Here is a 12,446-nt window from a genome sequence, read left to right as displayed (position 1 = left end):
TTTTTTGTATATTTAAAATGCTTGTTAAATAGCGTAACTGCGCCAACACTGCACCAAGATGTATAAATTATTTGTGATACTCTTAAGTATCTTAATAAAAGTAAATAAAGATGCAGGTGTCAAATATGTGTCAAAAGTATAATAATCTACAACTTGGATCATCAAGTATTTATGTTGTAGATTATTTCTATAATTTACATAAAGTGGTAAATGAGGTAAATTTATAATATATTATATATGAGAGAGTACTAAAAGAATAAAAGTCCTTATGAATAAGTTTTTTAACAATTACTTTAGAAATATTGAAACGCTATAGGTTTATAATGATATATTCTTTAATAAGAAAGGAAAATCAACGATGAAATTGTGGACTTATATTGGTAAAAATGTATTGGTAACTTTAAAGGATGGTCAAGAATTTATTGGTAAAGTTACAAATTACGATGATGAAGTAGATAACGAATCTGGAGAAGATTCTATACACTTGTCTGTCGGTAAGTCATTATATGATTTTGATGAAAGTGAAATAAAATCTATAAAAATCTTAGATTAGGTACCTGGACAACTAAACATGAAGTTAATGAAGTGAACCAAAAGATTATAATAAATAATAAATAGTATAAAAGTCCAAAAACAAAGCACCTAGCCATTTTCGGCTAAGGTGCTTTGTTATTTCTATATGAGTAACCATTTTATAATCAACAATTGGTAAGTTATTTTAGAGTATTTAATATTTCATCTTTATTTGACCATTTAAGAATTTGAATTCCTTCATAATCAGCTACTTGTTGTGCTTTTTTCGAAATGGTATTTTCTAAATCATTAGCGATAATTAACATTTGAGAATTTAAATTATTTCTATTTGGTCTATTATTCTTAACATCACGATAAGCAAATAGATCACTTGTTATTCTGTTATAATCCAGGTTATTAGAAAAATTCACAAGTTTTTCTGATTTTAATTTTGTTCCTGGTATTATAAAATCAATTGAATATTTTATACCAGTTTCACCAGGGATTGCCACTTTTGCTGAGCCCGTAATTTCCTCATTATAAAAAAAGTCAAAAACTTCTTCATAAAATAAGTTAGATACATTGGATTTAGTTGTTAAAGTCAAATCGTAAATTTTTAATATACCTTGAATTAAATTATGTTTTGATTGTGGAAAGCTGTCACTGTCAACATTTGTTATGATTTCATCATCTTTTAAACTTAAATTAAATTGGTTCAGAATTGAATGAATTAATCTTTTTCGTGTTTTTGTTAAATCAATATCTAACATGTCTAATTCATTAAATGTTTGGCCATCATCTGATAGTCTAATATGATTATCAGGTAATAAATCTGCATATATTCTTATATAGTCATTTAAATGGTTTTTAAATGGAGTAGTTATTTCAGTGGAAGTCTCCAACTTTTTATATTTATAATTTTGTTGTAACCATTCAAAATATGTTTGCATTTTTTGTTCGATGATTTCCATGAAATATCACTCCTTTTATAATAGTTTTGGTGTTATTATAACATCTTTTCTTTTAATATTTGTATAATCAATAAAGAATTCGAGAGAATCTAAAAGTTCATCAATTAGTTCTATATCATCTATTTCATGTAAAGGTATTGCAATGCCACCATTCATATATTCATCAGTAAAAATGTGTATGTGTGGAGTTGGAATTCTTTCATTATTTGGAGGATTTGCATGATCAGATCCATTAACATCAAATCTTACCATACTACATTTATGAGATATACTATTTAGTATAATTGTTAAATTTTCAGAGTTTCTATGTCCTTTCTTATTAATAATTAATTTGAATTTTTCAGACCTATCTATGATATGCGTTAAATTATGTTTTGTTTGTTCGCCTATGCCTGGTAAGTTGACAATATTTTTTTCGAAAACTTTTATTTTCTTTAATAATTTTTCGTAATTTTCTTTATCCATAAAAATCCTCCTTTATATATGTAAAACCTTTATTGATTTAAATTTTATTGTGTATATTTTTGAATATAATTTAGGAAACTGAAAGTGAATAAATATATAGAATGATAGGTGAAGAAATGATAGATGAAATTATCACTAGTTGAATAACAAGTAGTAAAAGGTAGTTTGTAAATTTGATTTTGCACATTTATATTTTGAATTTTCATTAATGTCTATGATTTGAATATATTATATATAAAGATTTGTTTTTATTCAATGTTGAGCTGATTGAAAGTTGTATTCACTTACGACATAATATTGATGTTATAAATAAAGAATTTAAATCTTTAAATAATCCACTAAAAAACAATTGATATTAATTGATATATTTGGTATATTCTGTAAATGGAATGGAGGGTTGCTTATGACATATATAAATTTTTGGAAGCAAACATTCGATTACATGAATAAATCAAGTTTTCGTGATTTGTTAGTATGCATGTTTGTTAACATTATCATTTTAGTGCTTATTATGGCGCTTGGTGTGATTGTGCCAATTACTTGGGAAAATAGTATTGTTAATTTATATTATATTGTTCTTGTCTTAATGATTTTTCCTATGATTGCACTGATTGTTAGAGTAATTAAAAATTATAAATAAATAGTATGAATTGTGAACGAAATGATGAATCTCATCATTTCGTTCTTTTTGTTTATATGAACAAAATAGAAAGTGAAATCAAACATTATAGAACAAAAACGCTAGACTACAATGATATAAAAGTATACAATAAATGTAAGTTTTCAAATTTAAAAAGGGGTGTTTAATTTGAATTTTAGTAATAAAACATTTGTATGGAGGAAAAAACTGTTTGTCGTTTCAATTGTTTCTGTTATGTTGTTCAGCTTATTAACGCTGACAAATCATCATGTAGAAGCAAAAGACAAAGGGGACGTATTAAAGAGCAATAAGATGAAAGTGAAGGTTGATAAGTCATTTCCAAGGGCTATTGAATATACTTTGAAAAATGGTAAGAAGATGGATGGCCAAGTTAAAGAAATTAAGACGATTAAAGTGAATGGTAAATCGGTTCAACCGAAAGTTAAGTATAAAAAACTTAATGCACATGCAGCTCAATATCAATTAATTGCTTCTAATAAAGATAAAAAAATAGATGCTGAATTTACAATTGAGATGAAGGTTAAAGATAACCAATTGCATTTTGATATGAAGGATTATAAAAATAAGTTAGATGGTAAAAGTGATGATACTATAATAAAAGATTTTGAAATACCTAATCATTCATTAGTTTCTGTGAATTCTAAACAGAAAAATGCTAACTTACAAACAACACGTATGTCTACAAATACGATGAAAAGTGGCGATAAAAACTTTAAAGTTAACAAAGATATTGAAGATGATTTTAATTATCCAATGATGTATGGTTTTGTATCAAATGATAAGACGAGTGCAGGTGTTTGGAGTAATTCACAACATTCTGAAGGAACAGGAGAGCTTGATTATACGAGAATAAATGCGACTTCGGAAAAAGTAGATAAAGATAAATATGTCGGTTTATCTAGTTCTAAATGGATATTGCAGCCTGGTCAAAGTTATGAAAATGCTAAAGAACAACAATTAATGCCGAAAACAAAAGTTGTTATAACGGATGATGAAAATGGTGATGGAAAAACAGACTGGCAAGATGGTGCTATTGCATATAGAGCTATCATGAATCATCCGACAGGTTCAGAGTCTGTACCTGATTTAGTTGCACACCGTATCGCAATGAATTTCGGTTCACAAGCACAAAATCCATTTTTAAAATCACTTGATGGTGTTAAAAAAGTTAATTTAAATACAGATGGGTTAGGTCAGTCCATTATATTAAAAGGATATGGTAGTGAAGGTCACGATTCTGGTCATCTTGATTATGATAATATTGGTCAACGTATTGGTGGCGCAGAAGATATGAAGAAATTACTTAAGAACGGTAAGAAATATGGTGCAAAGTTTGGCGTACATATTAATGCGAGTGAAACATATCCAGAGTCTAAAGCATTTAATCCCGACCGTTTAAGAAAAAATGAAGACGGTACGTATAATTATGGTTGGAATTGGTTAGATCAAGGTATTAACATTGATGCAAAATATGACATGTTGCATGGTAGGAAAGACCGATTAAAAGCTTTTAAAGATAAAGTAGGTAAAGATTTAGACTTTATTTATGTAGATGTATGGGGCAATGGTCAATCAGGTGATAACCAAGCTTGGATGTCTCATCAATTAGCAAAAGAAATACAAGATTTAGGTTGGAGAGTAGCTGTTGAATGGGGTCACGGTATGGAATATGATTCAACATTCCAACATTGGGCTGCAGATTTAACTTATGGTGGTTATGAAAACAAAGGGATTAATTCAAAAGTCGCAAGATTTATTCGAAACCACGAGAAAGACTCTTGGGTAGGTAATTACCAAACTTATTCAGGCGCAGCTGATTATCCATTACTAGGTGGATATGATATGAAAGACTTTGAAGGTTGGCAAGGTAGAAACAACTTTGATGAATACATTAATAATATTTTTAAAACAAATTTATCTACTAAATACTTACAGCACTTTGAAGTTACGAAGTGGGTAGATGGCAAGCCAGTCAAAATGACAGCAAATGACCAAACTGTTGAATGGACACCTGAAATGGAAATCCAATTAAAAAATGGTAAAGATAAAGTAGTTATTAAACGTAAATCTAATGATTATGAAAATGATAAAGAAAATTATAGATCTAGAACGATAACGTTAAATGGTCAGAAGATATTAGATGGCAATAAATATTTAATTCCGTGGAACTGGGATGAAAATGGTAAGCAATTAAACAGTAAGAAACAAAAGCTCTATCATTATAATGAAGATGGTGGAGAATCAACTTGGGAATTACCAAAAGGTTGGAACAGTAAGCATTTAAAATTATACCAACTAACAGAGCATGGTCGTCAATATGTTGATAATGTGCGCGTTAAAGATGGAAAAGTTACCTTAACCAATGTTAAAGCAAATACACCATATGTATTGTATAAATCAAAACAACATAAAGAGAAAGTGAAATACGGAGAAGATATGCATATTAAAGATCCAGGATTTAATGCAGAAAATCTTAAAGATTGGAAAATTAAAGGATCTAAAAAAGACGTTTCTATTACGAAATCAAACAGTAGCGACAATATGTTAACGATTAATAATCCGAAGAAAAATGTTGAATTGAAACAAAAATTAACAGATTTGAAACCTGGTAAACAATATGCAGTTTATGTTGGTGTGGATAAACGAAGTGATCAAAAAGCACGAATTAGTGTAGATGCAGATGGTACAACACATCAAAATTATACAACTAAATCTATCGCTAAAAATTATGTTAAAGCTAACGCTCATAATACAACTAAAGAATCTGCAACGAAAGGTAACGACAGTTATTTTCAAAATATGTATGTGCACTTTAAAGCACCTAAAAATGGTAAAGCAACTTTAACGCTTTCTAGAGATAAAGGTGAAGGTGTCACATATTTTGATGACATTCGAATTTTTGAAAATGATCAACAATTATATTCACAAGATAAAGTGTTTAAACAAAATTTTGAAAAAGTACCTCAAGGCATATTCCCGTTTGTCGTATCTGATATTGAAGGCGTAGAAGATAACAGAACACACTTATCCGAAAAACATGCACCATATACACAACGTGGGTGGAACAATAAACGTATAAGTGATGTCATCGATGGTACATGGTCATTAAAAATTAATGGTCAAGTAGAAAAGAATAAACTTGCTTATCAAACGATACCTCAAAACTTTAGATTTGAACCAAATAAGACATATGAAGTTTCATTTGATTATGAAGCAGGATCTGATGACACATATGCTTTTGCTACAGGTAACGACAGTATTGATAATCAAAAATATAAAGAAACACCATTGAAAGGTACTGTAGATAATAAAAAACATCGTCAATTCAAAACGACAATTAAAGGTCATAAAAATGGTCAAACATGGATTGGCATAGCATCAACAGATAAAAAGGCAGACAATAAAGGTGTTAAAAATGAAGGACAAGTGAACTTTGAAGGGACTAAAGATTTCGTATTAGATAATTTAGTCATTAAAGAAGTGAAAGATAAATAAAGTTCATAAGGAGTCTGGGACAGAAATGTTCTAGACTCCTTTTCATATTTTTAGAAATAGAGGTCTGAATATTGCAAGACACACCAAACAAGCAACATAGAAGCTCCGTATGTTGCAAGACACCACAAACAAGCAACATAGGACTCCCGTATGTTGCAAGACACACCAAACAAGCAACATAGAAGCTCCGTATGTTGCAAGATTGACCAAACAAGCTACATAGAAGCTCTGTATGTTGCAAGATTGACCAAACAAGCAACATAGAACCTCCCGCTAATATTGATTTTTCCAAATGAAAAAGACTGGCAAAATTATTGTGCCAGTCTTTTTACAGCTATTACATTTCAATAGGTTCTCGTTCTATTGTATAGTTCCATTGATGCATGTCTGGAAGCTTACCTTGCTGAATAAATGTATAAGTTGTATATAAATGTTGTGTAATTGGTCCGATTTTATTGTTATGAATGGTTAAAACATTGTCTTTATATTTAATTTCACAGACAGGGGTGATAGCATTCAAAGTACTCGTACTAAAGACTTCTGTTAATAATCCATCTTTATATGATTGAAGGACTTCGTCAATACTAATTTGTCTTTCTTCTATTTGATAGCCTAATTCTTTTGCTAATTCAATAATTGATTGTCGTGTTACACCTGGTACTGTAATACCGTCTAATGCTGGCGTAATCAGTGTATGATTGATAACAAAGAAAATATTCATATTATTTAATTCTTCTATATAGGTTCTCTCTCTACCATCTAGCCAAATTACATGGTCGTATCCGAATTGAGCTGCTTTAGATTTTGCAGCGTATGAAGCGGCGTAGTTACCACCAAATTGTGTAAAACCAGCACCACCTGTAACAGATTTAACATATTCATCTTCTACATGTGCTTTTATAAGTTCTGGTGTTTGGCAATTCAGCTTTTTAGGTAGTGGAGATAGGAATGTAATGAGTTCATATGTATCAGATTTACTAACACCTAATTTATTCTCTGATGCAAACATAACTGTTCTAATGTTAACAGGTTGATGTTCATGTAAATCGAATAGTTGACGTTCTTGATTAATAAGGTGTTCGATACCTAAAAGTAGTTCGCTTTTATTTATAGCTGGCATTTCGATTCGATTCAGTGATTGATTGAACTTTTCAAAGTGTTCGAAAGGTTTAAAGATATGAATATCGTCATTGATATGATAGGCGACCATATCTTCAAAAACGGTTTGACCATAATGAAGACTTTGTGCACTTGGAGAAATTGTGATAGGTGCATAATCTTTTATGATAGGAGAAGACCATCCTTTTGATGATTGATACGACATAGTTAACATTTTGTTACCAAAGGTGGATCCACATTCGTCCTTTGTTTGACTACTTGATGATTGATATTCCATATAAATTGCCTCCTATATTTAAGTAAGTAATGTGAAATAGTATATCAGCTATATTGACCTAATTCAATATTTATTTTGAAAATTCTGAAAATAATTTTATGTGTATCTTGTTGGTTATGATGATATACTTTGATTGTGAAAATAATAGGCTAGGAGGTGACGATGATGTTTGTTACGTTAGCATTTTTAATTTTATTTATAATCAGTTATTTAGTGGATTTTAGACAATATAAAAATGTCTTCTTATTAGGATTGTTTATCATCAGTTTAATGAGTACGATATTGATTGAAATCATTGTGCCAACATTAGATTTAAATCTAAATATTAATTACATTATCATAGCGAATATCATTTACTGTTTAATTGTAATTGTGGTTATGCTCTTAGCTTTATTAAATACTAAAAAGCGAATAGCAAATGAAGGTAAAATTGTAACAAACATGATTGTCATTGGTTACGGATCTTTCATCTTAATTAACTTTTTAATCGTTGTTTTTAAACCGTATCTATTAGTAGAATTATGGAACGGGTTGATATTAATTGCTATTTCAAGTTTGTTTTACTACTTAAATTTAATATTTATATTGCATAATTTATACGCTTGGATTGTGAGTGGTATCTCTAAAAGAAAGAAACAAGATTTTATTATCGTACTGGGTGCAGGTATTATAGGTGAGAAAGTAACACCACTTTTAAAAGCGAGATTAGATAAAGCGATTAAATTAAAACGAAAAAGTTTAGATACTAAAATGATTGTAAGTGGTGGTCAAGGTTCGGATGAAGCAATCAGTGAAGCTGAAGCGATGAGACGATATTTAGTGGAACAAGGCATACGTAATGAAGAAATTATAATGGAAGACAAATCAACTAATACAGAAGAAAATTTAGTGTTCTCTATGAAGATAATGAACACTTATAAACAACATGCAATTGCTACGATTGTTTCTAATCATTTTCATATTTTAAGAGCAGCATTTTTATCTAAGAAAGTTAAAATGAACGCAACTGTTACGGGCGGATCATCGAAATCATATTTCTATCCAAATGCATATATTAGAGAATATTTAGCAATCATTTATATGTTTAAAAAGACACATGCACTGACGATGATTATCTTATTGGCAGCAGTTGCTTGCTACACATTATGGGGAATATAAACGAAAAGAAGGTCCCGTAGAGCACTAACTCTACGGGACCTTTAGTATATTATTTATCTGGTGTCCATATCACAATATCTTCACCGGATTGGTTTTGTTGCTCGATATCTTGGAAACCATGATTTAAGAAGAAATCTTTAGATTGATTACGTGCGATACATTTGATTGGTAAATCGAAGCTCTTAGCGTAATCTAATAACTGTTTGCCGTATCCTCTATCTTGATAGTCTCTTAATACTTCTAGCTTCCATAAAATGAGGTAATCATTAAATGCTGGGAAGTAAGTTTTTTCTACTTCATCTTGCTTAAATAAACACATTCTTGCTACTAACTTGTCGCCAACATAAATACCGTAAAATGGTGAATCTGAACTAGCATCGATCATTTTTCCTTTTAATTCTTCAACCATATATAAACCTTCGTTTCCGAAGTTACGAAATTGTTCGAATGCTTCTTCAGTTTTGTAATTAATTTGTAAATGTTCTACTTTAGCCATGATAATCCCCCTTGTTCTTTCCTTAATTATACTTCATTTGAATAAAATTTTAAATTATAAGCCGTTAGATTGTTTTATTTAACTACAATCTTTATACTATTGATAGTAATTAATTTCGAAGGAGAAAGACTCGTATGGACTGTAAGAAGACTGTAATTGATCAACAAAATAGTTTTATAGAGAGATATACAAATCATAATACTGAAATTATAAACTTTTATGGATATAAACCAGGGGACCAATCTGAATTCGAAAGACGCTCGAATTTATCAGATAATGGTAGAGAAGAAGCACTTTCAAAAGTCATATACAATTATATGTCTCAATTGGATTTAACGGATAAACAACTTGAAAACATTGAAAATTTAAAACGTGGTCACAAAGTCATTATTGGTGGTCAACAAGCTGGACTCTTTACCGGTCCTTTATATACATTCCATAAAATCATTTCAATTATCGTTTTAGCTAACGAACAAAGTGAAAAATTAAATACGCCAATTATTCCTGTATTTTGGATAGCAGGTGAAGATCATGATTTTGATGAAGTGAATCATACATATGCGTATGATCGTATTTCAAGACAGTTAAATAAGGTGAAATATAGTACGTTAGAACCACCAGAAAAGAGTGTTTCTCATTATCATTTTGATAAAGCACTGGTTAAAGATGCTTTAAATGACATGTTCAGTTCTATCGGAGAAACTGTTCATTCTAAAGATATTCAATCATTGATTCATAAAGCAATCGAGTCTTCTGAATCATGGAGTGAAATTTTTAAAGTTATCACACATGAAGTGTTTAAAGAATATGGTTTGTTATTAATTGATGCGAATGATCCAGAACTAAGATCATTAGAAGTGCCATTCTTCAAGGAAATCATTGAAAAACATGAAGAAGTAGATTCAGCATTTAGAAATACACAAGACCAATTTGCTGAAGTTATTAAAAAGCGCATGATTTTAACGGATGGTAATGTTCACTTATTCTATGAGCATGACGACAAAAGGCAGCTCATTATGTACGAAGATGAAAAATTCTATTTAAATAAAGATACAGATGTAACCTTTACTAAAGATGAATTACTCAGTCTTGTAGAAGAACACCCTGAACGATTTTCTAATAATGTTGTAACTAGACCTTTAATGGAAGAATATTTATTTAATACTTTAAGTTTCATTGGTGGGCCAAGTGAAATTATTTATTGGGGTGAATTAAAAGGTGTATTCAATTTATTTAATATTGAAATGCCTATTGTTACACCACGTATGCGTATTAGTTATTTAACGCAAGAAGCGAAAAAATGTATCGATAACTATAATTTAGATATAGATACTGTACTAATAGAAGGTATTCAAAACGATAAAGAGAAATTTATTAGAGCAAAAGCTTCTGATGAGGTCTTAAGAGAAATTGAAGAAATGAAAGAAAGCCAATCTCAATTTCATCAAAAACTGATTAAAGAAATTGGAGATGATTATCAAAACAGAAAATTAGTCGAAAAAAATAATCAAATCCATCAGCACCAATATCAATATTTAATAGATAGATATTTATTAAATGTTGAAAGAGAAAATGAAATCAGTATGAGACATTTCGAAATAGTGGAGCATACATTACATCCTCACCACGGATTACAAGAAAGAGTGTGGAATCCTATCCAAGTAATGAATCAATTTGGGATTACTATGTTCAGTCCCTCCACCTATCCACCACTTCGTTACACTTTTAAACATATAACGCTTGAACTATAGTCATAACAAGGATTAACACCCAATTTACGAAATCGTAAATTGGGTGTTTTTTTTACTATTTACACAAATTTTAAGAAATCTTGTATAAATAGTGGAGGATTGTGGGGGAATGTGGTAAATTATAAATAAGGTGAGGTGAGATAAAATGTTCATGGGTGAATACCAACATCAATTGGATACTAAAGGGCGTATGATTGTGCCTTCTAAATTCAGATATGATTTGAACGAACGTTTTATTATCACTAGAGGCCTAGATAAATGTTTGTTTGGCTACACACTTGAAGAGTGGGCGCGCATCGAAGAAAAACTCAAAACCTTACCTATTACAAAAAAAGATGCCCGTAAATTCATGAGAATGTTCTTCTCAGGTGCGATTGAAGTAGAACTAGACAAACAAGGACGTATTAACATCCCTCAAAATTTAAGAAGTTACGCTAATTTAAGTAAAGAATGTACTGTTATTGGTGTTTCTAACCGAATTGAAATATGGGATCGTTCTACGTGGAATGATTTTTATGATGAATCTGAAGACAATTTTGAGGACATTGCGGAAGATCTCATTGACTTTGATTTTTAGGAGTGAATTAAATGTTTCATCACGTATCCGTACTATTGAAAGAAACAGTAGATAAATTAGACATAAAACCAGATGGTACTTACGTTGATTGTACATTAGGTGGAGCTGGTCATAGTTTGTACCTAGTTGAACAATTGAATGACCAAGGCCGACTTATAGCAATCGATCAAGATGAAACAGCAATTGAACATGCTAAAGGTATCTTAAAGGACCATATGCATAAAGTGATTTTTGTACAAAACAACTTTAGAAATTTAGAACATATATTAGAAGAACTACATATTAGTAAAGTAGATGGTGTACTTTATGACCTTGGTGTATCTAGTCCACAACTCGACACGCCAGAACGAGGATTTAGTTACCATTATGATGCTAAATTAGACATGAGAATGGATCAATCACAATCTTTATCAGCTTATGAAGTGGTAAATGAATGGTCATATGAACAACTTGTCAAAATCTTTTTTAGATATGGTGAAGAGAAATTTTCAAAACAAATAGCTAGAAAGATTGAAGCAAGAAGAGAACAAGCACCTATAGAAACGACTTTCGAACTAGTGGATTTAATTAAAGAAGGTATTCCAGCAGCTAAACGTAGAAAGGGTGGACACCCTGCTAAACGTGTCTTCCAAGCGATTAGAATAGCAGTTAATGATGAATTAGGTGCATTTGAAACATCTATTGAAGCGGCAATACAACACGTTAAAGTTGGCGGAAGAATTTCAGTTATTACATTCCATTCTTTAGAAGATCGTTTGTGTAAACAAGTCTTTCAAGAATATGAAAAAGGCCCAGATGTACCAAGGGGATTGCCGGTTATACCGGAAGCGTACAAGCCGAAACTAAAAAGAGTAAACAAAAAACCAATTATTTCTGATGAACAAGAACTTGAGCATAACAATAGAGCGAGAAGTGCAAAGTTAAGAGTTGTGGAAATTTTGAAGTAAACAGAGGAGTGGCAAT

At 30.5% G+C, this 12,446-nt stretch carries 11 protein-coding genes; 7 read left to right on the top strand and 4 right to left on the bottom strand.

Annotated elements, in window-relative coordinates:
- Positions 1-358: 358 nt before the first annotated feature.
- Entirely contained in the window at positions 359-553 is a 195-nt protein-coding gene (locus LQ617_RS03545; RefSeq protein WP_159315150.1) for an LSM domain protein, read from the top strand.
- Between the two features lie 160 nt (positions 554-713).
- On the opposite strand, the gene LQ617_RS03540 is transcribed toward LQ617_RS03545, so the two are convergent.
- Positions 714-1,484 carry a DUF1828 domain-containing protein gene (locus LQ617_RS03540; RefSeq protein WP_084754799.1) on the bottom strand — a complete coding sequence of 257 codons (771 nt, stop codon included), beginning with the start codon at positions 1,482-1,484 and terminating at the stop codon, positions 714-716.
- Between the two features lie 15 nt (positions 1,485-1,499).
- Positions 1,500-1,949, bottom strand: a complete 450-nt coding sequence (locus LQ617_RS16125; RefSeq protein WP_481816964.1) for a DUF6978 family protein — start codon at positions 1,947-1,949, stop codon at positions 1,500-1,502.
- Between the two features lie 403 nt (positions 1,950-2,352).
- Here LQ617_RS16125 and LQ617_RS03530 point away from each other — a divergent pair, with 403 nt between their 5' ends.
- Positions 2,353-2,589 (top strand): hypothetical protein, encoded by a 237-nt coding sequence (locus LQ617_RS03530; protein WP_239739570.1) that lies wholly within the window; start codon positions 2,353-2,355, stop codon positions 2,587-2,589.
- 168 nt (positions 2,590-2,757) lie between these two features.
- Positions 2,758-6,105 (top strand): endo-alpha-N-acetylgalactosaminidase family protein, encoded by a 3,348-nt coding sequence (locus tag LQ617_RS03525; RefSeq protein ID WP_275590238.1) that lies wholly within the window; start codon positions 2,758-2,760, stop codon positions 6,103-6,105.
- Between the two features lie 337 nt (positions 6,106-6,442).
- Here the strand turns inward: LQ617_RS03525 and LQ617_RS03520 are convergent, their stop codons facing one another.
- Positions 6,443-7,501, bottom strand: coding sequence for an aminotransferase class IV (locus tag LQ617_RS03520; RefSeq protein ID WP_239739568.1), 1,059 nt, complete (start codon positions 7,499-7,501; stop codon positions 6,443-6,445).
- A gap of 162 nt (positions 7,502-7,663) precedes the next feature.
- On the opposite strand from LQ617_RS03520, the gene LQ617_RS03515 reads away from it, so the two are divergent.
- Positions 7,664-8,659 (top strand): YdcF family protein, encoded by a 996-nt coding sequence (locus tag LQ617_RS03515; RefSeq protein WP_239739567.1) that lies wholly within the window; start codon positions 7,664-7,666, stop codon positions 8,657-8,659.
- A gap of 49 nt (positions 8,660-8,708) precedes the next feature.
- Here LQ617_RS03515 and LQ617_RS03510 read toward each other — a convergent pair whose 3' ends face one another.
- On the bottom strand, positions 8,709-9,155 hold the full coding sequence (locus tag LQ617_RS03510; RefSeq protein WP_037587520.1) for an N-acetyltransferase: 447 nt from the start codon (positions 9,153-9,155) through the stop codon (positions 8,709-8,711).
- Positions 9,156-9,289: 134 nt separating this feature from the next.
- Here LQ617_RS03510 and bshC point away from each other — a divergent pair, with 134 nt between their 5' ends.
- The 3 genes from bshC (at position 9,290) to rsmH (ending at position 12,430) form a co-directional block, all read left to right on the top strand.
- Positions 9,290-10,906, top strand: a complete 1,617-nt coding sequence (bshC, locus tag LQ617_RS03505) for a bacillithiol biosynthesis cysteine-adding enzyme BshC (protein WP_159315148.1) — start codon at positions 9,290-9,292, stop codon at positions 10,904-10,906.
- 145 nt (positions 10,907-11,051) lie between these two features.
- Positions 11,052-11,483 (top strand): division/cell wall cluster transcriptional repressor MraZ, encoded by a 432-nt coding sequence (gene mraZ, locus LQ617_RS03500; protein ID WP_025904608.1) that lies wholly within the window; start codon positions 11,052-11,054, stop codon positions 11,481-11,483.
- An 11-nt stretch (positions 11,484-11,494) separates the two neighbouring features.
- Positions 11,495-12,430, top strand: a complete 936-nt coding sequence (gene rsmH / locus LQ617_RS03495) for a 16S rRNA (cytosine(1402)-N(4))-methyltransferase RsmH (protein ID WP_239739566.1) — start codon at positions 11,495-11,497, stop codon at positions 12,428-12,430.
- The last annotated feature ends 16 nt before the right edge of the window (positions 12,431-12,446 follow it).

This window comes from Mammaliicoccus sp. P-M59, from assembly GCF_022386135.1.
Lineage (GTDB): Bacteria > Bacillota > Bacilli > Staphylococcales > Staphylococcaceae > Mammaliicoccus > Mammaliicoccus sciuri_A.
The sequence above is the reverse complement of the archived record's forward strand: the minus strand, read 5'-3'. Positions and strand labels throughout refer to the sequence as shown.

Coding starts and splice junctions, on each gene's coding strand:
- LQ617_RS03545 (WP_159315150.1), top strand. CDS start 359: ATGAAATTGTGGACTTATATTGGTAAAAATGTATTGGTAACTTTAAAG.
- LQ617_RS03540 (WP_084754799.1), bottom strand. CDS start 1,484: ATGGAAATCATCGAACAAAAAATGCAAACATATTTTGAATGGTTACAA.
- LQ617_RS16125 (WP_481816964.1), bottom strand. CDS start 1,949: ATGGATAAAGAAAATTACGAAAAATTATTAAAGAAAATAAAAGTTTTC.
- LQ617_RS03530 (WP_239739570.1), top strand. CDS start 2,353: ATGACATATATAAATTTTTGGAAGCAAACATTCGATTACATGAATAAA.
- LQ617_RS03520 (WP_239739568.1), bottom strand. CDS start 7,501: ATGGAATATCAATCATCAAGTAGTCAAACAAAGGACGAATGTGGATCC.
- LQ617_RS03515 (WP_239739567.1), top strand. CDS start 7,664: ATGATGTTTGTTACGTTAGCATTTTTAATTTTATTTATAATCAGTTAT.
- LQ617_RS03510 (WP_037587520.1), bottom strand. CDS start 9,155: ATGGCTAAAGTAGAACATTTACAAATTAATTACAAAACTGAAGAAGCA.
- bshC (WP_159315148.1), top strand. CDS start 9,290: ATGGACTGTAAGAAGACTGTAATTGATCAACAAAATAGTTTTATAGAG.
- mraZ (WP_025904608.1), top strand. CDS start 11,052: ATGTTCATGGGTGAATACCAACATCAATTGGATACTAAAGGGCGTATG.
- rsmH (WP_239739566.1), top strand. CDS start 11,495: ATGTTTCATCACGTATCCGTACTATTGAAAGAAACAGTAGATAAATTA.